The organism is Streptomyces sp. NPDC005492 (genome assembly GCF_040605995.1).
Lineage (GTDB): Bacteria > Actinomycetota > Actinomycetes > Streptomycetales > Streptomycetaceae > Streptomyces.
Genome location: NZ_JBEXDX010000075.1, coordinates 1 through 24,171 on the forward strand (window position 1 = coordinate 1; position 24,171 = coordinate 24,171).

At 71.1% G+C, this 24,171-nt stretch carries 23 protein-coding genes; 12 read left to right on the top strand and 11 right to left on the bottom strand.

Annotated features, from left to right (window positions below; translation table 11 throughout):
• The 4 genes from ABZT04_RS43780 to iolC all read right to left on the bottom strand — a co-directional run.
• Positions 1-1,368 (bottom strand): thiamine pyrophosphate-binding protein (locus tag ABZT04_RS43780; protein WP_356065682.1); only part of this gene is annotated, 1,368 nt, incomplete at its 3' end.
• Positions 1,368-2,264 carry a 5-deoxy-glucuronate isomerase gene (gene iolB, locus ABZT04_RS43785; protein WP_356065684.1) on the bottom strand — a complete coding sequence of 299 codons (897 nt, stop codon included), beginning with the start codon at positions 2,262-2,264 and terminating at the stop codon, positions 1,368-1,370. The genes ABZT04_RS43780 and iolB, both read right to left, overlap by 1 nt.
• A gap of 14 nt (positions 2,265-2,278) precedes the next feature.
• Complete coding sequence (locus ABZT04_RS43790; protein ID WP_356065686.1) at positions 2,279-3,157, bottom strand: deoxyribose-phosphate aldolase; 879 nt, start codon at positions 3,155-3,157, stop codon at positions 2,279-2,281.
• 39 nt (positions 3,158-3,196) lie between these two features.
• Positions 3,197-4,165, bottom strand: coding sequence for a 5-dehydro-2-deoxygluconokinase (gene iolC, locus ABZT04_RS43795; protein WP_356065687.1), 969 nt, complete (start codon positions 4,163-4,165; stop codon positions 3,197-3,199).
• A gap of 289 nt (positions 4,166-4,454) precedes the next feature.
• On the opposite strand from iolC, the gene ABZT04_RS43800 reads away from it, so the two are divergent.
• The 5 genes from ABZT04_RS43800 to ABZT04_RS43820 are packed head-to-tail and all read left to right on the top strand — an operon-like array spanning position 4,455 to position 9,434.
• Positions 4,455-5,474, top strand: a complete 1,020-nt coding sequence (locus ABZT04_RS43800) for a sugar ABC transporter substrate-binding protein (protein WP_356065689.1) — start codon at positions 4,455-4,457, stop codon at positions 5,472-5,474.
• On the top strand, positions 5,474-6,550 hold the full coding sequence (locus ABZT04_RS43805) for an ABC transporter permease (RefSeq protein ID WP_356065691.1): 1,077 nt from the start codon (positions 5,474-5,476) through the stop codon (positions 6,548-6,550). Before ABZT04_RS43800 ends, ABZT04_RS43805 begins: the two co-directional genes overlap by 1 nt.
• 5 nt (positions 6,551-6,555) lie before the next feature.
• Positions 6,556-7,470, top strand: a complete 915-nt coding sequence (locus ABZT04_RS43810) for an ATP-binding cassette domain-containing protein (protein WP_356065693.1) — start codon at positions 6,556-6,558, stop codon at positions 7,468-7,470.
• 1 nt (position 7,471) lies between these two features.
• The gene (locus ABZT04_RS43815; protein WP_356065695.1) at positions 7,472-8,380 is read left to right on the top strand and encodes a sugar phosphate isomerase/epimerase; all 909 of its coding nucleotides are present in this window, start codon (positions 7,472-7,474) and stop codon (positions 8,378-8,380) included.
• Between the two features lie 34 nt (positions 8,381-8,414).
• Positions 8,415-9,434, top strand: a complete 1,020-nt coding sequence (locus ABZT04_RS43820; RefSeq protein ID WP_356065728.1) for a Gfo/Idh/MocA family oxidoreductase — start codon at positions 8,415-8,417, stop codon at positions 9,432-9,434.
• 60 nt (positions 9,435-9,494) lie between these two features.
• Here ABZT04_RS43820 and ABZT04_RS43825 read toward each other — a convergent pair whose 3' ends face one another.
• The 4 genes from ABZT04_RS43825 to ABZT04_RS43840 are packed head-to-tail and all read right to left on the bottom strand — an operon-like array spanning position 9,495 to position 13,527.
• Positions 9,495-10,517, bottom strand: a complete 1,023-nt coding sequence (locus tag ABZT04_RS43825) for a Gfo/Idh/MocA family oxidoreductase (protein WP_356065697.1) — start codon at positions 10,515-10,517, stop codon at positions 9,495-9,497.
• Positions 10,514-11,518: a Gfo/Idh/MocA family oxidoreductase gene (locus tag ABZT04_RS43830; RefSeq protein WP_356065699.1), complete on the bottom strand. Its 1,005-nt coding sequence runs from the start codon at positions 11,516-11,518 to the stop codon at positions 10,514-10,516. Before ABZT04_RS43830 ends, ABZT04_RS43825 begins: the two co-directional genes overlap by 4 nt.
• A 50-nt stretch (positions 11,519-11,568) precedes the next feature.
• On the bottom strand, positions 11,569-12,336 hold the full coding sequence (locus ABZT04_RS43835; RefSeq protein ID WP_356065701.1) for an SDR family oxidoreductase: 768 nt from the start codon (positions 12,334-12,336) through the stop codon (positions 11,569-11,571).
• Positions 12,337-12,351: 15 nt separating this feature from the next.
• Positions 12,352-13,527, bottom strand: a complete 1,176-nt coding sequence (locus ABZT04_RS43840) for a phytanoyl-CoA dioxygenase family protein (protein ID WP_356065703.1) — start codon at positions 13,525-13,527, stop codon at positions 12,352-12,354.
• Positions 13,528-13,634: 107 nt separating this feature from the next.
• Here ABZT04_RS43840 and ABZT04_RS43845 point away from each other — a divergent pair, with 107 nt between their 5' ends.
• Positions 13,635-14,666 (top strand): LacI family DNA-binding transcriptional regulator, encoded by a 1,032-nt coding sequence (locus ABZT04_RS43845; RefSeq protein WP_356065705.1) that lies wholly within the window; start codon positions 13,635-13,637, stop codon positions 14,664-14,666.
• A 6-nt stretch (positions 14,667-14,672) separates the two neighbouring features.
• On the opposite strand, the gene ABZT04_RS43850 is transcribed toward ABZT04_RS43845, so the two are convergent.
• The gene (locus ABZT04_RS43850) at positions 14,673-15,017 is read right to left on the bottom strand and encodes a cupin domain-containing protein (protein ID WP_356065707.1); all 345 of its coding nucleotides are present in this window, start codon (positions 15,015-15,017) and stop codon (positions 14,673-14,675) included.
• 123 nt (positions 15,018-15,140) lie between these two features.
• Here ABZT04_RS43850 and ABZT04_RS43855 point away from each other — a divergent pair, with 123 nt between their 5' ends.
• Positions 15,141-15,653: a hypothetical protein gene (locus ABZT04_RS43855; RefSeq protein WP_356065709.1), complete on the top strand. Its 513-nt coding sequence runs from the start codon at positions 15,141-15,143 to the stop codon at positions 15,651-15,653.
• Positions 15,654-15,666: 13 nt separating this feature from the next.
• Here ABZT04_RS43855 and ABZT04_RS43860 read toward each other — a convergent pair whose 3' ends face one another.
• Positions 15,667-17,358: a helix-turn-helix domain-containing protein gene (locus tag ABZT04_RS43860; protein ID WP_356065711.1), complete on the bottom strand. Its 1,692-nt coding sequence runs from the start codon at positions 17,356-17,358 to the stop codon at positions 15,667-15,669.
• Positions 17,359-17,450: 92 nt separating this feature from the next.
• Here ABZT04_RS43860 and ABZT04_RS43865 point away from each other — a divergent pair, with 92 nt between their 5' ends.
• The 3 genes from ABZT04_RS43865 to ABZT04_RS43875 are packed head-to-tail and all read left to right on the top strand — an operon-like array spanning position 17,451 to position 21,186.
• Complete coding sequence (locus ABZT04_RS43865; RefSeq protein WP_356065731.1) at positions 17,451-19,232, top strand: FAD-dependent monooxygenase; 1,782 nt, start codon at positions 17,451-17,453, stop codon at positions 19,230-19,232.
• Positions 19,233-19,258: 26 nt separating this feature from the next.
• Entirely contained in the window at positions 19,259-20,119 is an 861-nt protein-coding gene (locus ABZT04_RS43870) for an intradiol ring-cleavage dioxygenase (RefSeq protein WP_356065714.1), read from the top strand.
• Positions 20,116-21,186, top strand: coding sequence for a maleylacetate reductase (locus ABZT04_RS43875; RefSeq protein WP_356065717.1), 1,071 nt, complete (start codon positions 20,116-20,118; stop codon positions 21,184-21,186). The genes ABZT04_RS43870 and ABZT04_RS43875 overlap by 4 nt, the downstream gene beginning before the upstream one ends.
• Here ABZT04_RS43875 and ABZT04_RS43880 read toward each other — a convergent pair whose 3' ends face one another.
• Positions 21,187-21,765, bottom strand: coding sequence for a helix-turn-helix domain-containing protein (locus ABZT04_RS43880; protein WP_356065720.1), 579 nt, complete (start codon positions 21,763-21,765; stop codon positions 21,187-21,189).
• A 144-nt stretch (positions 21,766-21,909) separates the two neighbouring features.
• On the opposite strand from ABZT04_RS43880, the gene ABZT04_RS43885 reads away from it, so the two are divergent.
• Complete coding sequence (locus ABZT04_RS43885) at positions 21,910-23,373, top strand: MFS transporter (RefSeq protein ID WP_356065723.1); 1,464 nt, start codon at positions 21,910-21,912, stop codon at positions 23,371-23,373.
• 26 nt (positions 23,374-23,399) lie between these two features.
• Positions 23,400-24,171, top strand: a 772-nt coding sequence (locus tag ABZT04_RS43890; protein ID WP_356065726.1) for an NUDIX domain-containing protein, incomplete at its 3' end; no start/stop codon positions are given.

Here is a 24,171-nt window from a genome sequence, read left to right on the forward strand (position 1 = left end):
GATGCCGGCCGGGATCTCGTAGCCCATGCAGGAGTAGCCGTACTCCAGGTGGTACTGGCGGGGGCTGCGCGCCCGCCACAGCTTGTGCAGGTCGCCGGGGAGCGAACCGGCCGCGTTGATCACCACGTCGTCGTCGCCGACGACCGCGTCGAGGGCGCCGAGGAGTTGGGTCTGGGTGGGGACGGCGTTCTCGTCGGGCGCGGTGAACGCGGTGTCGACGACCCGCTCCCAGCGCTTCTTGCCGGTCCGGTACTCGGCCTCGTAGACCGAGTTCACCCGGTGGCCGTCCAGGGCCTCCGTCAACGCCGTGAGCCCAGCCCGCGCGTCGCAGACCAGCGTGCGCGCGGCCAGCTTGTGGGCGTCGAACGCGGCGATGTTGAGGTTGACGAACCGGACGGCCGGGTTCTGGAAGAGCGTGTTGGAGGCGGTGGTGAAGTCCGTGTAGCGGGTGCCGACGCCGATGACCAGGTCCGCGCCGCGCGCGATGTCGTCGCTGACCGCGGTGCCGGTGTGGCCGATGCCGCCGAGGTCGGCCGGGTGGTCGTACCGCAGTGATCCCTTGCCCGCCTGGGTGGAGGCGACCGGGATGCCGGTGGCGTCCACGAAGGCCTTCAGCGCCTCCTCGGCGCGGCTGTGGTGGATCCCACCGCCCGCGACGATCACCGGGCGCTCGGCGGACCGGATGGCCTGCGCGGCCTCCGCCAGCTCGAAGACGTCCGGCGCGGGACGCCGTACGTGCCACACGCGGTCGGCGAAGAACTCCTCCGGCCAGTCGTACGCCTCGGCCTGAACGTCCTGCGGCAGAGCGAGAGTCACGGCCCCGGTCTCCACCGGGTCGGCGAGCACGCGCATGGCGTTCAGCGCGGAGGGGATCAGCGCCTCGGGGCGGGTGATCCTGTCGAAGTAGCGCGACACCGGGCGCAGCGTGTCGTTGACCGAGAGGTCCGCCTCGACCGGGTGCTCCAACTGCTGGAGCAGCGGGTCGGCGGCGCGGGTCGCGAAGTAGTCGCCGGGCAGGAGCAGGACCGGCAGGCGGTTGATCGTGGCGAGTGCGGCGCCCGTGACCAGGTTGGTGGCGCCCGGCCCGATGGACGACGTGACGGCCTGCGCGGAGAGCCGGTCGAGCTGGCGGGCGTAGCCAACTGCCGCGTGCACCATGGCCTGTTCGTTGCGGCCCTGGTGGAACGGCATCGTGTCCTCGCCCACTTCCAGGAGCGCCTGGCCCAGCCCGGCAACGTTGCCATGGCCGAAGATGCCCCAGGTGCCGGCGATCAACCGGTGCCGTACGCCGTCGCGTTCGGTGTACTGGGCCGACAGGAACCGCACCAGGGCCTGGGCGACGGTCAGGCGGCGGGTGGAGGTGCTCATCAGGACTTCTCCGGTGCCGTGTAGAGGGGGAGACGGGGGTCGACGGGCTGCTCGGGCCAGGTGGAGCGGATCCAGGCGTGATCGGGGTGGTCGCAGATCAGCCAGGAGCGGTCCTCCTCGGGACCCGCCATCACGTTGAGGTAGTACATGTGGTGGCCGGGCACCGCCATCGACGGCCCGTGCCAGCCGTCCGGGATCAACACGACGTCTCCGTCGCGCACTTCGGCCAGCACGTCGGTGTCGCGGCCCGGCCCGGACGGGGAGACGCGCTGGTAGCCGAGGCCGGGTGTGCCCTCGTGGTCGGCGAACTCGAAGTAGTAGACCTCTTCGAGGACGGACTCCTCGCCGGGCCGGTGCTCGTCGTGCTTGTGCGGCGGGAACGAGGACCAGTTCCCGCCGGGCGTGAGCACCTCGACCGCGATGAGCTTGTCGCACTCGAAGACACCGGCCGCACCGAAGTTGTTGACCTGGCGCGAGCTGTTGCCGCTGCCGCGCAGCTCCACCGGCACCGACGAGGCCGGGCCGTAGCGGGCGGGCAGCCGACGCGTGCAGCGGGCGCCGTTCAGCGCGAAGCGGCCACCGCCGGCGGACGAGATCGTCGTACGGGAGTCCCGGGGGACGTACGCGAAGTCGCTCACGCCGGTGAACACGCTCTCGCGGCCCTGGAGTTCGAAGGTGTCGTGCCCGAAGTCGTCGGCGGCGGAGACCGTGCAGGCGCCGCTGAGCGGGAGGACGATCCACTCGCTGTCGTCGGTGTCGAAGGTGTGCGTGCCGCCCGGCGGCAGCTCCAGGACCCGCAGGCTGGAGTAGCCCCAGGCCGCCGACTCGGGGGTGACGTCCACGACGTAGGGGCCGCCCAGGGCCTTGCCGGCGGGAAGATGGTACGCGCTCGTCATCGTGTGCCTCCGGTTCACAACAGTCCTACGGCGGTGTCGACCGCCGCCTCCACGCCGCCGTCGGCGGGGTACAGCAGGGAGCGGCCCACGACCAGGCCCTGGACGGTGGGCAGCCGCAGGGTCTTGCGCCACTTCTCGTACGCGCCCTCCTGGTCGTCGCCGACCTCGCCGCCGAGCAGCACGGCCGGCAGCGTCGACGTCTCCAGCACCTCGGCCATGTCGTCCGGGTCGTCGGTGACGGGCAGCTTCAGCCAGGTGTAGGCCGAAGTACCGCCCAGGCCCGCGGAGATGGCGATGGACCTGGTGACGGCCTCCGCGGAAAGGTCGTTGCGGACCTTCCCGTCGATCCGGCGGGAGATGAACGGCTCGACGAACAGCGGGAGTTGGCGCGCCGCCATGTCGTCGATAGCCCGTGCCGTGGACTCCAGGGTGGTCAGGGAGCCCGGGTCGTCGTAGTCGATACGGAGCAGCAGCTTGCCCGCGTCGAAGCGGAGCCGCTCGATGTCCTCGGCGCGGTGGCCGGTGAACCGGTCGTCCATCTCGAAGGAGGCGCCGGACAGACCGCCGCGGTTCATCGAGCCCATCACGACCTTGCCGTCGAGGACCCCGAGCAGGAGCAGGTCCTCCAGTATGTCGGCGGTGCCCAGCACCCCGTCGACACCCGGCCGGGACAGCGCGACGCACAGGCGTTCCAGCAGGTCGGCGCGGTTCGCCATGGCCGTACGGCGGCCGCCGACGCCCAGCGCGCCGCGGGCCGGGTGGTCGGCGGCCACGATCATCAGGCGGCCGCTGTCGCCGAGCAGCGGGCGGCGCACGCGGCGGGCGGCGGCCTCGGCGATCGCCTCCGGATGCCGGGCTCTGACCGTGACCAGGTCGGGAATGCTGATGCTCAAGACGGACTCCGTTCAGGGGTGGCTGGGTCGGCCACGTGGTCAGTTGCCCACGCGCGCGCCGGCGAGGAGGTTCTCGACCTCGGACTCGGTGGGCATCGCGGTGGAGCAGGCGAGACGGGAGGCGACGAGGGCGCCGGCCGCGTTGGCGTACCGCATGGTGCGCTCCAGCTCCCAGCCGGACAGCAGCCCGTGGCAGAGCGAGCCACCGAAGGCGTCGCCCGCGCCGAGGCCGTTGACCACCTCGACGGGGACGGGCGGCACCTCGGCGGTCGTGCCGTCGCGGTGCACGGCCAGGACGCCCTTGGGGCCCTGCTTGACGACGGCCAGCTCCACGCCCGCGTCCAGCAGCGCCTGGGCGCAGGCACGCGGTTCACGGACGCCGGTGGCGATCTCGCACTCGTCGAGGTTGCCGACCGCGACCGTCGCGTGACGCAGGGCCTCGGCGTAGTACGGGCGGGCCTCCTCCGGGTCGCTCCAGAACATCGGGCGCCAGTCGAGGTCGAAGACCGTGGTGCCCGCCTTGTCGCGCGCCTTGAGGGCGGCCAGGGTGGCGGACCGGCTCGGCTCCTCGCTCAGGCCGGTGCCGGTGATCCAGAAGACGCGGGCCTGGCGGATGGCGAAGTAGTCCAGCTCGTCGGTGTGGATCTCCAGGTCCGGCGCCTTGGGCTGCCGGTAGAAGTACAGCGGGAAGTCGTCCGGCGGGAAGATCTCGCAGAACGTGACCGGCGTCGGGTACTCCGCGACCGGGGTGACCCAGCGGTCGTCGACGCCGAAGTCGCGCAGCGCCTCGTGCAGATAGGCCCCGAAGGGGTCGTCGCCGGTGCGGGTGATCACCGCGGTGCTACGGCCCAGCCGCGCCGCCGCGACCGCCACATTGCTGGCCGATCCGCCGAGGAACTTCCCGAAGGTCTCCACCTGGGCCAGGGGTACCCCGGACTGCAAGGGGTAGAGATCGACTCCGATCCGGCCCATGGTGATCAGATCGAAGGGCTGGGCTGACTCGGCCATGCGCGGACACTCCTCTGGGCTGCTGGGGGTGGCGGGTCCCGGGGGCCTGCCGACTCCCAGGTGTAGGTCTCGGAGGGGTCGCCTGTCAATAGTTTGTACTTACATTCGGACCTTCTTGTGAAATGATGTCTTAACAAAGTATTGACAGCGGGCGTGACCGGGGATTGGATTCCGTCCCAGCGCAACAGCCGTGTTTCGCGGCTTACGACCCGGGGTTGCACAGGCCCCGAGCCCGGATCTCTGCGATCATTGATCCCTTTCCCCTGAAGCACAGTGAGGTGCAGGAAAGATGGACCGTTCTTCCCACTCCCGTTCGCGCAGAATGGCCCCCTTCGTGGCGGTCGCCGCGGCAGCGGCACTGACCCTCGCCGGCTGCTCCAGCAGCTCGGGCGGCAAGAAGTCCACGGAGGACACCTCCGGCGCCTCCGCGGGCAAGGCCAGCACGCCTCGTATGACGGTCGCGCTGGTCACGCACCAGGCGCCGGGCGACACGTTCTGGGACATCGTCCGCAAGGGCGCCCAGGCCGCCGCCGCCAAGGACAACATCAAGCTCATCTACTCGGCCGACCCGAACGCGGGCAACCAGTCCAACCTGGTGCAGAACGCGATCGACCAGAAGGTCGACGGCATCGCGGTCACCCTCGCCAAGCCCGACGCCCTCAAGGGCGTCATAGGCAAGGCGAAGTCCGCGAACATACCCGTGGTCGGCCTCAACTCCGGTCTCAGCGACTGGAAGAAGCTCGGCCTGCTGGAGTTCTTCGGCCAGGACGAGACGGTCGCCGGTGAGGCGCTCGGCAAGCGGCTGAACACGGAAGGCGCCAAGAAGGTCGTCTGTGTCATCCAGGAGCAGGGCAACATCGGCCTGACCCAGCGCTGTGACGGCGTGAAGAAGACGTTCAGCGGCAGCACCGAGGTGCTCAACGTCAACGGCACGGACATGCCGTCCGTGAAGTCGACGATCACCGCCAAGCTCACGCAGGACAAGGCCATCGACTACGTGGTCACGCTGGGCGCCCCGTTCGCCCTGACCGCCGCGCAGTCCCTGTCCGACGCCGGAAGCAAGGCGAAGGTCGCCACCTTCGACCTGAACAAGGACCTCACGACCGCCATCAGCAAGGGCACCATCCAGTTCGCGGTGGACCAGCAGCCGTACCTCCAGGGCTACTTGGCGGTCGACTCGCTGTGGCTCTACAAGAACAACGGCAACTACAGCGGCGGTGGTGAGCAGCCCGTACTGACCGGCCCGGCCTTTGTCGACAAGACCAACGTCGCGACCGTCGCCAAGTACGCCGCCAACGGAACCCGGTGATGAGCATGACCCAGCACGCCGAGCCGGCGGTGACCACACCGCCGGCCCCCGGCCCCCGGACGACAGACGGCCGCACCACCGAACGGCCTCTCGCACTGCGGTTGTTGGCGCGTCCCGAGGTGGGTGTCTTCCTCGGTGCCGCCGCGGTGTACGTGTTCTTCCTGATCGCCGCTCCGCCGGTGCGGGACGGCGCCTCGATGGCGAACATCCTCTACCAGTCGTCGACCATCGGGATCATGGCGCTGCCGGTCGCCCTGCTGATGATCGGCGGGGAGTTCGACCTGTCCGCCGGTGTCGCGGTGATCACCTCGGCGCTGACCGCGGCGATGCTCAGTTACCAGCTGACCATGAACGTGTGGGTCGGTGTGATCGTGGCGCTGATCGTGTCGCTGGCGATCGGGTTCCTCAACGGCTGGCTGGTCGTCAAGACCGGTCTGCCGAGCTTCCTGATCACGCTGGGCACCTTCCTGATCCTGCAGGGCGTCAACCTCGCGGTGACCAAGCTGGTCACCGGGAACGTCGCCACTGACGACATCAGCAACATGGACGGCTTCGACCAGGCGAAGAAGGTCTTCGCGTCGTCGTTCGATGTCGGCGGCGTGCAGGTGAAGATCACCATCGTGTACTGGCTGGTGTTCGCGGCCATCGCGACCTGGGTGCTGCTGCGCACCAAGTACGGCAACTGGGTCTTCGCGGCCGGCGGCAACAAGGACTCCGCCCGCGCCGTGGGTGTCCCGGTGACCTTCACGAAGATCTCGCTGTTCATGCTGGTGGGTTTCGGTGCCTGGTTCATCGGCATGCACCAGCTGTTCTCCTTCAACACCGTGCAGTCCGGCGAGGGCGTCGGCCAGGAGCTGATCTACATCTCCGCGGCGGTGATCGGCGGCTGTCTGCTGACCGGCGGTGCCGGCTCGGCGATCGGCCCGGTCTTCGGCGCGTTCATGTTCGGCATGGTCCAGCAGGGCATCGTCTACGCCGGCTGGAACCCGGACTGGTTCAAGGCGTTCCTGGGCGTGATGCTCCTCGGCGCCGTCCTCATCAACTTGTGGGTGCAGCGCACCGCGACCCGGAGGTGACCCTCATGACCGACAACACGACCGGCACCCACGGCGCGATCCTGACCGACACGCCGCCCGAGGGCGAGGACCATCCCCTGGTCCGGCTCCGCAACGCGGGCAAGTCCTACGGCAACGTCCGTGCCCTGCACGGCGTGGACCTCGCCGTCCGTCCGGGCCAGGTGACCTGCGTGCTGGGTGACAACGGCGCGGGTAAGTCGACGCTGATCAAGATTATTTCCGGGCTGCACCAGCACACCGAGGGTGAGTTCCTCGTCGACGGGGAGCCGGTGCATTTCACCACTCCGCGTCAGGCGCTGGACAAGGGCATCGCGACGGTCTACCAGGACCTGGCCGTGGTGCCGTTGATGCCGGTGTGGCGCAACTTCTTCCTCGGCTCGGAGATGACGAAGGGCCCCTGGCCGCTGCGCCGTCTGGACATCGAGAAGATGAAGCAGACCGCGGATCATGAGCTGCGGGAGATGGGCATCGTCCTGGACAACCTGGAGCAGCCCATCGGGACGCTCTCCGGTGGTCAGCGCCAGTGTGTGGCGATCGCCCGCGCCGTCTACTTCGGTGCCCGGGTGCTGATCCTGGACGAGCCGACCGCCGCTTTGGGTGTGAAGCAGTCGGGTGTGGTGCTGAAGTACGTGGCCGCCGCCCGTGAACGCGGCCTGGGGGTCATTTTCATCACGCACAACCCGCACCACGCGTACATGGTCGGCGACCATTTCAGTGTGCTGCGGCTGGGCACGATGGAACTCTCCGCCGAGCGCAGCGAGATCACCCTGGAAGAGCTGACCAACCACATGGCCGGCGGCTCCGAACTCGCCGCGCTCAAGCACGAGTTGTCCCAGGTCCGCGGCGTCGACGTCGAGGAACTCCCCGAGGAGAAGGACCTCAAGGCCCCGGCGACCACAGCGCCCGAAGGGACGTCCTGACATGACCGAGCGTCCCGTCCTGGATCGCATCCGGGTCGGCTCCGCCCCGGACTCCTGGGGGGTGTGGTTCCCCGACGACCCCGGGCAGGTGCCGTGGCAGCGCTTCCTGGACGAGGTCGCCCAGGCCGGCTACTCCTGGATCGAGCTGGGTCCCTACGGCTATCTGCCGACCGACCCGGCCCGGCTCACGGACGAGGTCGCCCGGCGGGACCTGAAGGTCTCCGCCGGCACGGTCTTCACCGGCCTGCACCGTGGCCCCTCCGTCTGGGACGTCACCTGGGAGCACGTGAGCCAGGTGGCCGCGCTCACCCAGGCGATGGGCGCGGGGCACCTGGTCGTCATCCCCTCCTTCTGGCGGGACGACAAGACCGCCGAGATCCTGGAGCCGCCGGAGCTGACCGGCGAGCAGTGGGCGCACCTCACCAAGGGCATGGAACGCCTCGGACACGAGGTCAAGGAGGCGTACGGGCTCGACCTCGTCGTCCACCCGCACGCCGACACCCACCTCGACACCGAGGACCACGTCGAGCACTTCCTCGACTCGACCGACTCCGAACTGGTCAACCTCTGTCTGGACACCGGGCATTACGCCTACTGCGGCGGCGACAGCGTCAAGCTGATCGAGGCCTACGGCGAACGCATCGGCTATCTGCACCTCAAGCAGGTCGACCCGGAGATCCTCGCCGACGTCGTCAAGAACGAGGTGCCCTTCGGGCCGGCCGTGCAGCGCGGAGTGATGTGCGAACCGCCGTCCGGCGTACCGGAGTTGGAACCGGTGCTGGTCGCGGCGCAGCGGCTGGGCGTGGAGCTGTTCGCGATCGTCGAGCAGGACATGTACCCGTGCGAGCCGGACAAGCCCCTCCCCATCGCGGAACGCACCCGCAAGTTCCTCCGCTCCTGCGGAGCCTGACGAACGTGACGAGCCGAAAGGACGGCCGATGGCCATGAACCCGCGCGACCCGCTCGGAGTGGCAGTCGTCGGAACCGGAAAGATGGGGGCCGACCACGTCCGCAGGATCGAGGACGTGGTCAACGGAGCCCGGGTGACCGCCGTCGTGGACATCGACGCCGAGCGGGCCAAACGGATCGCGGCCAAGATCGACGGGTGCACCGCGTACACCGACCCGGCTGCCGCGATGGCGGCGGCCGACGTCGACGCGGTGCTGATCGCCTCCTCCGGCCCCGCGCACGAGACCGCGCTCCTCACGGCCTTCGAGCACGACCTCCCGGTCCTGTGCGAGAAGCCGCTCACCCCCGACGCGGCCTCGGCGCTGCGCGTGATGGAGGCCGAGGTCCGCCTCGGCCACCGCCGGGTGCAGGTCGGTTTCATGCGGCGCTACGACGCCGAGTACATGAAGCTCAAGTCCCTTCTGGAAACAGGCCAGTTGGGCCGACCGCTCATGCTCCACAACCGGCACCGCAACGCCGCCAGTCCGCCCTTCTTCACCAGCTCCATGCTCATCAGCGACTCCGTGGCCCACGAGACCGACGCGACCCGTTGGCTCCTCGGGCACGAGATCACAGCCGTCCAGGTGCTGCGCCCGCGACCCTCGGCGAGCGCCCCGGACGACCTCCAGGACCCGCAGTTCGTCGTCTTCGAGACCGACGGCGGCGCGATCGTCGACGTCGAAATGTTCGTCAACTGCGGCTTCGGCTACCAGGTCCAGGCCGAGATCGTCTGCGAACGCGGCACCGCCCGCATCGGCGACGGCCACGCCATGGTCACCAACATGGCCGGCCGCTGGGGCGGCACCATCGCCCAGGACTTCGTCGAGCGCTTCGCCGACGCCTACGACCGCGAGGTCCAGGCCTGGGTCGACGCCACCCGCCGCGGCGAGGTCACCGGCCCGAGCGTCTGGGACGGCTACGCGGCGGCGGCCGTGTGCGAGGCCGGCGTACGGGCGCTGGAGGACGGCGGCCGGGTCGAGGTCGAACTGGTGGAGCGGCCCGCGTTCTACCGGTAGACGTTCCCGGGACAAGGGCGAAGGGCGTGCGCAGTCGCTGCGCACGCCCTTCGGCCGTTCCTACCGCAGGACCGCCACGCGCGGCCTCGGCTCGAAGCCCGCCGCGCGGTAGGCCTCGTCGATCAGCGTCATCGTCGCGACCGCGTCCTGCGGACCCAGCGGCAGCGGCGCGCCGTTCCTCAACCGGGCGGCGAACGCCTCCAGTTGATAGGTGTACGACGACCGCCTGCCGAGCCGCTCGGTGCGGACACCGTCCGTCGTACGGACCACGACCCGGTCGTCCTGGTGCGGCAGCACGAAGTTCGGCGCGAACGCCTCGCCCCGGCTGCCGACGATCCGGCAGCTCATCACCAGCTCGTCGTATGCCATGTGGCAGCGCGCGGAACCCGTGGCGCCGCTCGGGAACGCCAGGTCGGCGTCGAGCCACTCGTCGACGCCGGGCGCCCCCGCGCGTTCGCCGCCCCGGGCCGCGAGGAGCCGGGGCGCGCCGCCCGCCCACGGTGCCAGCATCCGCAGCGCGTGCAGGCTGTAGCAGCCCAGGTCCATCACGGCGCCGCCGGCCAGGTCGAGCGACCAGCGCGGGTCGGTGTCCGGCGGGGCCGGGATCGCGACAAGTGTCTCGACGTGCCGCAGCTCGCCGAGTTCACCGGAGGCCAGCAGCTCGTGCAGACGCCGGGTGACGGGGTGGAAGAGGTAGTGGAAGGCCTCCATGAAGACCGTTCCGGACCGCGCCGCCGCCTCCCGTACCTCGGCCGCCTCCGCCGCGTTGCTCGCCGAGGGCTTCTCCGACAGGACGTGCTTGCCCGCCGCCAGCGCGGCGAGGTTCCACGGTCCGTGCAGACCGTTGGCGAGGGGGTTGTAGACGACCTCCACCTCCGGGTCGGCGATCAGGTCGGCGTACGAGTCCACCACCCGCTCGACGCGGTGCGCGGCCGCGTACGCCTCCGCGCGGGACCGGTCGCGGGCGGCCACCGCGACAACGCGGTGGCCGGTCGTCCGGGCGGGACCGATCAGGGACTGCTCGGAGATCCGAGCCGCTCCCAGTACTCCGATGCGCAGTGGTTCCCGGCCCGGACCGCTCATGCCTCGCGTACCTCCTGGATGGTGACCGGGCGGTGCTCGTGCAGCGACAGGGTGCAGGCGTCGGCGATCCAGCCGGCCTCCAGGGCGTCGGCGACCGTGCAGGGGGAGGTGCGGGTGCCGGCGACGACCTCGGTGAACGCGGTGAGCTCGGCCCGGTAGGCGGCGGTGAAGCGGTCCATGAAGAAGTCGTGCGGGACACCCGCCGGGAAGGTCACGCCGGGCTCCACGGAGCGCAGCGGCAGCTTGTCCTCCAGGCCGACCGCGATGGAGTCCGTGAAGCCGTGGATCTCCATGCGGACGTCGTAACCCCGGGCGTTGTGGCGGGAGTTGGAGACCACCGCGATGGTGCCGTCGTCCAGGGTGAGGATGGCGCCGGTGGTGTCGGCGTCGCCCGCCTCCTTGATGTAGTCGGCGCCCCGGTTGGCGCCGACCGCGTACACCTCGGTGACCTCGCGGCCGGTGACCCAGCGGATGATGTCGAAGTCGTGCACGCTGCAGTCCCGGAAGATGCCACCGGACGCGGCGATGTACGCGGCGGGCGGCGGCGCCGGGTCAAGGGTGGTCGACCGCACGGTGTGCAGCTTGCCCAGCTCACCGGAGACCACGGCGGCGCGCGCGGCGACGAAGCCGGCGTCGAAGCGGCGGTTGTAGCCGATCTGGATCGGCACCGAGCTGCCCTCGACGGCCTTGAGGACCTGGACGCCCTCGGCCATCGTCTTGGCGACCGGCTTCTCGCAGAACACCGGGATGCCCGCCTCGACGGCGGCCAGGATCAGGCCCGGGTGGGCGTCGGTCGCCGCGGCGATCACGACACCGTCGACGCCGGCGGCCAGCACGGCCTCGGGGGAGTCTGCCACCTCTGCGCCGAAGCGCTCGGCGGCCTTCTTTGCGGCCTCCGCGAACGGGTCGGCCACGACGAGGGACTCGACCGCGTCGAGTCCGAAGAGGGTCTCGGCGTGGAAGGCGCCGATGCGGCCGAGGCCGAGGATTCCGATGCGCATGAGGACTCTTGCTTTCTTGAGGGGTGCGGGTGTGTCGCGGATGTGGAAGGTCAGTCGAGGGCGCCGAGGACGTTCTGGTCCCAGTCGATCACCGAACCGGTGACCACCCCGGACCGCTCGGACAGCAGGAACACCACGAAGTCGGCGATCTCGTCGGGCTGGCCGAGCTTGCCCATCGGGAGCCCCAGGGCGGCCTGCTCCTGCCAGTCGTCGCCCGCGCCGTGGTAGGCACGCTGGGTCGCGTCCTCGCCCTCGGTCGCGGTCCAGCCGATGTTGACGGTGTTGATCCGGATCCGGTCGAAGCGGTGGGCGTGCGCGGCATTGCGGGTCAGGCCCGCGAGACCGGCCTTGGCCACGGAGTACGGGGCCAGGTGAGGGGGCCCGCCGTGGGCGCAGTTGGAGCCGATGTTGACGATCGTCCCCGGCGCGTCGCGGGCGGTCATGTCGGTCACCGCCGCCTGCATCGCGAAGAACGGGGCCTTCAGGTTGATCGCCATGTGCTGGTCGAACAGTTCCGGTGTGGTGTCCAGCAGCGAGCCGCGGGACGTCAGCCCCGCCGCGTTGACGAGACAGTCGACGCGCCCGTGGGCCGCGACGGTCCCTACGACACTGTCGCGTGCTTGCTCCGGATCTGAGAGGTCCGCCCGCACGAAGTGCGCACCGGTGTCCGCGGCGAGCTTCTCGCCCACCTCCGCGCGGCGGCCGGTGAACGCCACCACCGCGCCCTCGCGCACCGCGGCCCGCACGACCGCGGCGCCCACCCCCTGGCTGCCGCCGTTGACGAGGACGACCTTGTCGTCCAGGAGTCGAAGTCCCATGGCGTTTCCCGTTCCTCAGCTCTCGCGCCGCTCGGCACCGGACCGCAGCTCCCCGCGGAGCGCCTGCGGGGCCCATCCCTCCCGCAACGCTCGGCGTACGAGGTCGGCCTGCGAGGGCGGGGCCAGTCCCTCGACGGGCGGGTCGTTGTCGAGGTTGGTCGGGAAGGCGTAGCCCTCGGCGCTCGCCGCGACGACCGTGTCCAGCCACTCCTCGCCCATACCCTCGGCCTTGCGCCGGAGCAGCACGGGGAAGACCGCGTTGGTGATGGCCTCGCGGTCCACCGTCTCCATCGCCCGCCCGAACGCGGAGGACACCTGGAGCAGATTGGCCATGCGCCGCACGCCTGCCGTGCGGTTGGTGCCGGCCGCGTGGAACAGCGCCGGGTTGAGGAACGCGGCATCGCCCTTGGCGAGCGGGAGTTGGACGTGGTGGGTCGCGAAGTAGGCCCGGAATTCCGGGAGGCGGCACGCCAGATAGCCCGGCTCGTACTGCTGCGAGTACGGCAGGTACATCGTCGGCCCCGACTCGACCGGCATGTCGCAGTGCGCGACCGCTCCTTGGAGCGTGAGCACGGGGGAGAGGCGGTGCACATGCGCCGGGTAGGCGGCGGCGGTCTCGTTGCTGAGGAACCCGAGGTGGTAGTCCCGGTGTGCGGTCTGTGCCGCGCCGCCCGGGTGCACCACGTTGATCTGCGAGGTGATCTGGTAGCCGGGGCCGAGCCAGGCGAGGGACACCAGGGCCAGCATGTCGTTCGCGTAGTAGTCGGCGAACGCCACCGGGTCGTAGAGCGCGGCCTTCTCCAGGGCGTTCCACACCCGGTCGTTGGCCCCAGGCTTCGCGAAGTGGTCCCCTGCGCCCGCGCCCGAGGCGTGCTGCTCGGCGATCAGCGCGTCGAAGACCTCGGTCGCCCGGTCCACCACCGACGCGTCCGGGAAGGCGCCCAGCAGGATCACGATGCCGGGCCCGTCGGTGAACGCCCGCACCAGCTCGGCCTGCACTTCGTCGCGCTCACCGGCGGCGATGGACTTGCGGAGCCGGTCGCTGTCGTAGACGAGGACGTTCCGCTCGACGGAGGACGCGTACGGGAAGCCGGCCGGGTCGGTCGGCCGCTCGACGAGGGCGCGGAAGGCGTCCAGGTCGCAGTCCAGCTCGGAGAACCGGGCGGGGCGGTCTGCGGATGTGAAGGACATCGTCGTCCCCTCGGGTCACGTGGTGGTGCGGTCCTGTCATTCTTGTCAGTACAAACCCTTCGAACAACCAGCAGCGAGCCATCAAAAACCCTTCAAGGAGGCCACCGGTGGGTCACCCCTTCCCGATCAGGGAAATCGCACGTCAGGCGGGCCTCAGCGAGGCCACCGTGGACCGGGTCCTGAACGGCAGGGGCGGGGTGCGCGAGAGCACCGAGCGTGAGGTGCGCCAGGCCATCGCCGATCTCGACCGGCAGCGCACCCAGGTCCGGCTGGTCGGCCGTACGTTCATGATCGACATCGTGATCCAGGCACCGGAGCGGTTCTCCACCGCCGTACGGGTCGCGCTGGAGGCCGAGCTGCCCGACCTGCACCCGGCCGTGGTGCGCTCACGCTTCCACTTCCGGGAGACCGCGTCGGTGAAGGAGCTCGTCGTCACCCTGGACCGGATCGCCCGGCGCGGCTCGCAGGGCGTGATCCTCAAGGCACCGGACGTCCCCGACGTCACCGCTGCCGTCGGCCGGCTCGTCGCCGCCGGTATCCCGGTCGTCACCCTGGTCACCGACCTGCCCGCGAGCGCGCGCCTCGCCTACGTCGGCATCGACAACCGGGCGGCGGGCGCGACGGCCGCCTATCTGATGGGCCAGTGGCTCGGCGACCGCCCAGGGAACGTCCTCACCAGCCTGAGCAGCGGGTTCTTCCGCAACGAGGAGGAGCGCGAGATGGGCTTCCGCAGCATCATGCGCGCCCGCTACCCGGATCGGGCCCTGGTCGAGATCACCGAGGGCCACGGCCTGGACGCCACCCAGTACGAAGTGGTCCGGGGCGCCCTCAAGCGCGACCCGGACATCCGCGCGGTCTACTCGATCGGCGGCGGCAACATCGCGACCCTGCGCGCCTTCGCCGACCTCGGCCGCGAGTGCGCCGTGTTCGTCGCGCACGACCTCGACCACGACAACACCCGGCTGCTGCGCGAGCAGAGCCTGTCCGCCGTCCTCCACCACGATCTGCGCCAGGACGTGCGCGAGGCCTGCCGCATCATGATGCGCGCGCACGACGCCCTGCCGCCGGCCGGCCCGACCCTGCCGTCCTCGATCCAGGTCGTCACGCCCTACAACCTGCCTACGGCGGCGGTCCGTTGAGGGGCGTCAGAGGTTGATCGCGTACGCCTTGCGCAGCGTCTCGTGCACCGTCCACGTCGTACGGTCGCCCTCGCGCAGCACGGCCATGTCCCCGGGACCGACCGTCAGCGTCTCCCCGCCCTCGACCTCGATGGTCGCCGAGCCGCTGATCACCACGAACAGCTCGTCCGCCTCGGTGTCGGTGACGACACCCGGGGTGATCTGCCAGATCCCGCGGATCTGCCGCCCGTCCGCGGACTCCCACACGACCTTCCCGGTGACCTCGGGCGTGCCGGAGACGATCTGCGCCGGGTCGAGCGGCTCGGGTTCGAGCTGGGCGTCGGGGATGCGGACAACGAAGCTGTGCGTCATGCCGCGACCCTAGCCGGGCCGGACGCGCTCCGGACGTGGACACTGTGTGGGGTATCGGCCCAGGTGGGGGGACACTTCGTCGTGGAGTGGCGGCCCGGGTGGCGCCGGGTGATCGTGGAGGACATGGCGCAGACCACGGCGGCCGTCCCCGAGCCGCACCCCCACGCGACGCGGGAGAACATCCTCTTCGGAGGCGTCTACGGCGCCGTCCTGGCCTGCTCCATGGTCGCCGCGCTCACCCAGTACGGCCACACCTCCAGGGCCAGCCGTCGCTACGACGCCCTGTGGCTGCTGGTGACCGCCGCCGCCTCGGCGCTGGCCCACGGATACGCGCACTACATCGCCGAGCGCGCCCCGCACCGCCGCTGGGACGCGCTGCGCACCCTGCGCGACGAGTGGCCGCTGGTCGCCGCCGCGCTGCCGACCGTCCTGCTGCTGGCCGGGGCGGGCTGGGGCTGGTGGCCCGCGAACGGCGTCGAGTACGCGGCCTTCGTCCTCAACATCGCCCTGCTGTTCTGCCTGGGCCTGGTCACGGCCCGCTGGTCGGCACGGAGCTGGGTCGCGGCCGTGGTCATCGGGATGGTGGACGCACTGCTCGGTGTGGTCGTCGTGGTGGCCAACGCCCTGATCAAATAGGCGTGCGGCCTGGCTACGAGACGCCCTGGTAGCCGCGCAGCTTCCGGTAGAGCGTCGCCCGGCCGATCCCCAACGCGGCGGCCGCCCGCGCCTTGTTGCCGCCGTGCCGACGCAACGCCGCCAGGATCGCCGCGCGTTCGGCCCGCTCCATCGGGCTGAGCCGGCGGGCCGCAGGACCCTCCCGGACGGCGTCGGGCAGCTCGGCCCGCCGCACCGGCCCGGTGACCCGCCGGTGTTCCGCCAACGTCCGTACGACATGGGCGAGTTCGGTGACGTTCCCGGGCCACGGATGCTCCTCCAGGGCCCGCAGCGTGTCCAGCGTCCAGGTGAGCGGGGGCTGCCCTGGGGCCGGGCGGGGTGCCAGCATCGGCAGCAACTCCCGTACGTCCTCCGGGCGTTCACGCAGGGCCGGTAGAACCACCGAGCGGGCCGCAAGGGTGTCCAGGAGCCGCTGGAAGCAGGGGCCCGGGGGAGTGCCGGGGGTGTAGGTGATCAGCAGACGGACATCGGGGTGTTCGTCCAGCAGGGAGTTGAGCGCGGCGACGTCCGGCTGGGCCAGCCGTTCGGCGTGCCGTAGGAGCAGCGGGCGGCCGTCGGCCAACTCGCTGTATTTGACGCCGAGTTCGGGCGACTCGGCGGCGTCGGCGACCAACGGCACGGTCTCGCCGAGCAGTTCACGGGCCAGCGCGGTCTTGCCCACCCCGCGCTCACCGGTCAGCAGCAGGGGCTCGGGGACCCGCGCCAGCTCGACCGCCCGTGCGAGCGTGTGCCGCCAGGGCACCGAACCGCCCGCGAGCGCCAGCGCGGGGCGCGGACACGGCCGCGGGATCCCGGCGGCGCGGGCCGTGAGGACGGCCACGATCCCGACGGCGCGGCCCTCGTGCCGTACCGGAGTGATGTCGGCGGTGCATCCGGCGTCCTCGGGGAGCGGGACGTCGTAGGACCCCTCGCTCGTGCTCGCGCGTTCCAGGGCGGCCAGCACCTGAGGGGTGGCGAGGCGTACCGCGCTCTCGCTGATCAGGCGGCTGCGGCCGTCGAGGGCGACGACCGCCCGCTCGGGGCTGTGCGCGGCCCGGGTGTAGGCGTCGAGGAGCACCCGTTCGGCGGTACGGGAGCGGGCGAGAAGTTCCGCCTCCACGGCGGTGGCCGCGGCCTCGGCGAGGGCGGCCCCGGGATGCGGGCCGCAACCGGCGCACAGGCCGGTCGCGACGGTCACCGTGCCGAGCACCTGCCCGGTCCGCGGGGCGAACAGCGGGACGCTGACCGCCGACACGTCCTGCCACAGGTCGAGGAAGTGCTCGGGGCCGTGCACCTCGGCCCGGCGCCGGGTGCGCACCGCGAGAGCCGCGCTGTTGGGTCCCACCTCGCGCTCGGACAGGTCACGGCACCGGTCGTCGCCGGGCACCTCGCCCGAGGTCCACAGCACCCGCGGCCGCTCGTCGGTGAGGAGCAGCCCCGAACGGCCGAGCGCCGGCGCGATGCGTTCCAGCACCGGCCGCGCCGCCTCCAACAGGGGCGAGGCGGCCGGGAGTTCGGGGTCGGGGACGGTCTCGTGGAGGTCGTGCCGTACGCCGAAGAAGCGGGCGCGCCGCCAGGCGGCGAGGACGTCGTCCGGGACGCCGTCGGGCAGCGGGCGGCCGGTCAGGAACCGCTCGCGCGCCTGGCGCAGCGGGGCGAGGGCGGGGGAGTGCTCCACGGTGGTCATGACACCTCCCACCGTATCGGGCCCCTGGCGTGCGCCGTCGAGGGGCTGTGACTGTCTCGTAATGAGACACCCGGGGGTGTCCGGTCCGCATGATGATCCTGAAGAGTCGGTGCCTTTCTCACCCCTGGAGCGTCCGCGTGCACGTTGTCGAGACCGACGTACTGATCGTGGGCAGCGGCCCGGCCGGGGCCTCGGCCGCGCTGGCGCTGAGCACCTACGGCGTGCCCCACATCGTCGTCACGCGCTACTCGCGCCTCACCAGGACGCCCCGCGCGCACATCACCAACCAGCGCACCATGGAGGTCCTGCGCGATCTCGGTGTCGAGGACGAGGTGATGGCCAAGGCGACACCGCAGAACCTGATGGGCAACACCACGTTCTGCACCAGCCTGGCAGGCGAGGAACTCGGCCGGATCCGCTCCTGGGGCAACGACCCGCTGGTGCAGGCCGCCCACGAGCTGGCCAGCCCGACCAGGATGTGCGACATGCCGCAGCACCTGATGGAACCGGTGCTGATCGACGCGGCGCTCGCACGCGGCTCGAACGTCCGCTTCAGCACGGCCTACAAGTCCTTCGTCCAGGACGAGGACGGCGTCACGGTCACCGTCGAGGACGGGCTGCGCGGCGACGAGTACCTCATCCGCGCCAAGTACCTCATCGGCGCAGACGGCGGCCGCTCGCAGATCGCCGAGGACGCCGGGCTGCCCATGGGCGGCCAGATGGGCGTCGCGGGCAGCATCAACATCCTCTTCGACGCCGACCTGAGCAAGTACACCGCCCACCGCCCCTCCACCCTGTACTGGGTGCTCGCCCCCGGCGCCACCGTCGGCGGCATCGGCGCGGGCCTGGTGCGCTGCGTCAAGCCCTGGAACGAGTGGCTGATCGTGTGGGGCTACGACGTCACGGCCGGCGCCCCCGACCTCACCGAGGAGTACGCCCTGTCCGTCGTACGGCAATTGGTCGGCGACGACGACATCCCGGTGACCATCAGATCGTCCTCGGCGTGGACCGTCAACGAGATGTACGCCGAGCGGTACGCCAACGGCCGGGTCCTGTGCGCCGGGGACGCCGTGCACCGCCACCCGCCGTCCAACGGACTCGGCTCCAACACCTCCATCCAGGACTCCTACAACCTGGCCTGGAAGCTGAAGCTGGTCCTCGACGGCACCGCCACGCCGAAGCTCCTCGACACCTACGACGCCGAACGCGCGCCCGTCGGCAAGCAGATCGTCACCCGCGCCAACAAGTCCATCGGCGAGACCGCCCCGATCTTCGAGGCGCTCGACGGTCTCTCCCCGCAGACCCCCGAGCAACTGTGGGCCAACATCGCCGCCCGCAAGGACGCCACCGAAGCCGCAGGGAAGCAACGGGCCGCGCTGCGCGAGGCGATCGCCTTCAAGGTGTACGAGTTCAACGCGCACGGCGTCGACCTCAACCAGCGCTACACATCCGACGCGATCGTCCCGGACGGCATGCCCGACTCCGGCTTCGACCGCGACCCCGAGCTGTACCACCAACCCAGCTCCCGCCCCGGTGCCAAGCTCCCGCACGCCTGGATCACCTCCGGCACCCGCACCGTCTCGACCCTCGACACGGTCGGCAAGGGCCGCTTCACCCTGCTCACCGGCATCGGCGGCGAAGCCTGGGTGCGCGCGGCCGAGGCCCACCCCCTCGACATCGCCACGGTGGTCGTCGGACCCGGCCAGGAGTACGAGGACCCGTACGGCGACTGGGCCCGCCTGAGCGAGGTGTCCGACGGGGGCGCCCTGCTGGTCCGCCCCGACGGATACGTCGCCTTCCGCCACGCCGACGCGGCCGTGGACGCCGAACAGTTGCTCACGGACGCGCTGCGACGCATCCTCGGGCACGGCTGACATTTCGCATCGGGCAGGGAGCCGCAATGACCACTCATGTCACCGTCACGGACGAGGCCGTCGCCAGTCTGCGCGGCACCGCCGACCCGCGTCTGCGCGAACTGCTGTCGGGCCTGATCCGGCATCTGCACGCGTTCGCGCGGGAGACCCGCCTCACCCAGGCGGAGTGGGAGCGGGCGATCGGCTTCCTCACGGAGACCGGCCAGATGTGCACGGACACCCGGCAGGAGTTCATCCTCCTGTCGGACGTCCTCGGCCTGTCGATGCTGGTGGAGACCATCAACGGCGACCGGGCCGTCGGATCCACCGAGTCGACGGTCCTCGGCCCCTTCCACATGACCGAGTCGCCGGTCCGCGAACTCGGCGCGAACATCGACCTGGTGGGCGGCGGCGAGCCGTGCGTGGTCAGCGGCCGGATCGTCTCCGGGGACGGCACCCCGCTGCCCGGCGCGGTCCTGGACGTGTGGCAGGCCGACGGCAACGGCTTCTACGACGTGCAGCGCCCGGACCTCCAACCCCCGGGCAACGGACGGGGGTTGTTCACCACGGACGCCGAGGGCCGCTTCTGGTTCCGCACCTGTGTGCCGAGCCCGTACCCCATCCCGACGGACGGCCCGGTCGGCGAACTCCTCAAGGCGACCGGCCGCCACCCCTACCGCCCCGCCCACATCCACTTCATCGCCTCGGCCGACGGCCACACTCCGGTCACCACGCACATCTTCGTCGCGGGCAGCGACTACCTCGACTCCGACGCCGTCTTCGCCGTCAAACAGAGCCTCGTCGAGGACTTCACCCCGACCGACGACCCTTCCCTGGCACGGGAGTTCGGCATCGCCAACCCCTTCCGGCACGCACAATTCGACCTCGTACTGGAGCGGCGCTCGTGACCGGCCACCTCGACTTCGCCTACGAGGCCCAGCCCATGCGGGTCGTCCTGCGACCCGGCGCCGCACTGACCGCGACGGCCGGCGAGGCCGAACGGCTCGGTCTGCGCCGGCTGTTGGTGCTCTCCGGCGCACGCGGCGCCGACACCGCGCAGGCGGTCGCCGACTCGCTGGGCGACACGTGTGTGGGCGTGCACGCCGGGGCGAAGATGCACGTGCCGGTCGAAGTCGCCGACCGTGCGGTCGAGTTGGCGCGCTCGCTGGGCGCCGACGGATGCGTCGCGGTGGGCGGCGGCTCGTCTATCGGCCTCGGCAAGGCCATCGCCCTGCGCACCGGACTCCCGCTGATCGCCGTGCCTTCCACCTACTCCGGCTCCGAGATGACGCCGGTCTGGGGCCTCACCGAGCACGGCGCCAAACGCACCGGCCGCGACCCCGCGGTCCTGCCCCGCAGCGTCGTCTACGACCCGGAGCTGACCCTCGGCCTGCCCGTCCCGCTCACGGTGACCAGCGGTGTCAACGCCGTCGCGCACGCCGTGGAGGCGCTGTACGCCCCGGACTCCTCGCCCCTGATCGCGCTGATGGCCGAGGAGGGCGTACGGGCGATGACGTCCGCGCTGCCCGAACTGGCCGCCGAACCACGGTCGTTGGACGCCCGCGGCCGCGCCCTGTACGGGGCGTGGCTGTGCGGTTCGTGCCTCGGCGCCACCACCATGGGCCTGCACCACAAGCTGTGCCACGTCCTCGGCGGCACCTTCGGCCTCCCGCACGCCGAGACGCACACCGTGGTGCTGCCGTACGCGCTGGCGTACAACGCGCCCGCAGCCCCGGACGCGGTCGCCGCCGTGGCCCGCGCGCTGGGCACCGAGAACGCGCCAACTGCCCTGTGGGAACTGGCCGGCCGGCTCGGCGCACCGCGCTCGCTCGCCGAACTCGGTCTGAAAAAGGGCGACTTGGCGACGGCGGCCGAGCAGGCGGTGAGTCAGGCGTACGCCAACCCCCGGCCGGTCACCGAGGACGGGGTGCTCGCCCTGCTGCGGGCGGCGTTCGAGGGAAGCGCCCCCGCCTAGTCAGTGGTTCGCGCGGACGCCGTCCAGGGAGATGGCCAGGACGCGGTCGCGCTGGGCGTCGTCCAGGTAGGTCGTGCCGGCGATCCCCGCGACCATGCGCAGCAGATCACCGAAGTCCATGTCCGTCCGTGCCACGCCCGCCTTCTGCGCCCGCTCGAACAGTGGTCCGCCCGCGGAGAACATCGACTCGCGGCAGGCCCCGAAGATCTCCGAGTCGTTCTCCAGTGCCTGGCGCACGGCCTGCTTGGTCACCACGTAGCCCACGAACCGGTTCAGCCACGAGATCAGCGCCTCCCACGGCTCCTGGTCGGCGACGGCCAGGGCGACCTGGCACAGCGCGTTCACCTCGTCCGCGTAGACGCTCTCGAAGAGGGCCCGGCGGGTCGGGAAGTTGCGGTAGAGGGTGGCGATGCCGACGCCCGCGCGCCTCGCGATGTCCTCCAGCGACGCCTCCGCGCCGTGCTCCGCGAAGGCCTCGCGGGCGGCGGCGAGCAGGGCGTCGTAGTTGCGGGCGGCGTCCTTGCGGTGCGGTCTCTGGGCCGCGACGATCTCGCTGACGGGGAACGGCTGGGCCGTCACGGGTGCCTCCCTGGGGCGGACTCGGTTGAACCGGAGGGGTGCCTCCGTTACAGTGGAGGGGTACCTCCACTTTAGCAGTGTGGGTGCGATCCGCCGCGAAGCCGTGCGGTCGCCCCCGTTCGCTTGTTTTCGGAGAGGCTCTCCATGCCCAGCAAGTCCACCCGCCTCACCTTCGCGGTCCTCGCGACCGGTGCGGGCGTGTTCTCCATGCTGCAGTCGCTGATCGCGCCGGCCCTGCCGACCGTCCAGCACGCGCTGCACACCTCCCAGTCCACCGCGACCTGGGTGATGACGGCCTATCTGCTGTCCGCCTCGGTCTTCACCCCGATCCTCGGCCGGGTCGGCGACCTGGTCGGCAAGAAGCGCACCCTCGTCGCCGTCCTCCTGGCCGTGCTGGCCGGCTGTCTGGTCGCCGCTCTCGCCCCCAACATCGGCGTACTGATCGTCGCCCGGGTCGTCCAGGGCATCGGCGGCGCGCTGTTCCCGCTGTCCTTCGGCATCATCCGCGACGAGTTCGACGCCTCCCGGGTCCCCGGCAGCATCAGCAACCTGTCCGCCGTGATCGCCGCGGGCGGCGGTGTCGGCATGGTGGCCGCCGGTCCCATCGTGTCCGCGCTCGACTACCGCTGGCTGTTCTGGTTCCCCGTCGGCATCGTCGCCGTCACCACCCTCATCGCCCTGCGCTACGTCCCCGAGTCACCGAACCGCGCCGACGGAAGCGTCAACTGGTCCGGCGCCGTGCTCCTTTCGGGCTGGCTGGTCGCCCTGCTGCTGCCGCTCAGCCAGGCCGGTGTCTGGGGCTGGGGCTCCATCAAGGTCGTCGGCCTGTTCGCCCTCGCCGTCGTGCTCTTCGCGGCCTGGCTGTTCGCCGAGGCCCGCTCGCGCAGCCCGCTCATCGACCTGAAGGTGATGCGACTGCCGTCCGTGTGGACCACCAACACCGCCGCGCTGCTGTTCGGCGCGGGCATGTACTCGATCTGGTCCTTCCTGCCCGGCTTCGTCCAGACCCCGTCGTCCGCCGGCTACGGCTTCGGCGCCAGCGTGACCGCCTCCGGCCTCCTCATGCTGCCGATGCTGATCGCGATGTTCGTCTCCGGTGTGCTCAGCGGCCGGCTCGAACCCGTGGTCGACGCCAAGGCGTTGCTCACCACCGGTGCCGCGCTCGGCGCGGTCGCCTGCGGCATCCTCGCCCTCTGGCACGACCAGCAGTGGCAGATCGCCCTCGTCGCGGGCATCTTCGGCCTCGGCATCGGACTCGCCTTCGCCTCCATGGCCAACCTCATCGTCGGCAGCGTCCCGCCCGAGCAGACCGGCGCCGCCACCGGCATGAACGCCAACATCCGCACCATCGGCGGTTCGATCGGCGCCGCCGTGACCAGCGTGCTGGTCACCGGCCATCTCCAGGCCTCGGGCCTGCCCTACGACTCCGGGTACACCCACGGATTCGCCCTGCTCGCGGTGTTGTGCCTGGCGGCGGCGCTGGCCGCGCTCATGGTGCCGGTGCGCCCGGCCGGCCGTAGCGGAGGAACGACCGTCAGCGCCTCCGGGGCGTCGCTCGTGAAGGCGGAGGCAGAGGCGGCGGCGGTGACTCCCGGTGCCCTCAACTGACCAGCCCGGTGTGCCAGCATGAGGCGATGATCCATCAGAATGCGCGGGGTTTCGGCGCCGAACTCCTGGACGTCCACCGGCTCCGGCTCGTCGAATCCGCCGCTCCTCGGCTCGCCCCCGAGGAGCGGCTCGCCATGAACCGCGTCTGGGACGATCTGGTGCGGGTCAACCCGAGCTTCTTCGACGGACCGGTCCTGGTCTGCGCGGGCACCCACCGCGAGGGACCGTACGACCTCGCCATCTCCTGGGTGCGGACGACGTACCGCCACTTCGCCCTGCGCCGCGTCCCCGGATCAACCTCCTGGCTCCCGTCCTTCTTCGTCTCGGTCCTCCAACCGGCGGACGACGGCAGCCTGTTGATCGGCCGGATGTCGAACTCCACGGCGGCGCCCGGCCGTTGGCAGCTCCCGGGCGGCTCGCTCGAACCCCCGCCGGACGGCGAACCGCTCGACATGAGCGCCCTGCACCGCCACGCCGCACGGGAGTTGATCGAGGAGACCGGCATAGACACCCCGCCCGACGACCTCGCCTTCTGGAACGTCACCCGTGCGGGCAACGGCAGCATCGGCGTCCTGTTCCGCGCCCCGGCCCTTCCGGCGGCGCGGCTGCGCGAGCGGTTCGAGGCGATGGCCGCGGCCGAGCGGGCCCAGGGCCGCGATCCGGAACTGGACCGCATGGCGCTGATCCGCTCCACGGCCCAACTCCCGCACCTGGCAGGCCCGCACGCGGACTATCTGGAGCCGATCGTCCGCCGCTACGCGGAGGACGGCGGTGGGGGGGGGGGGGGGGGCCCGGGGG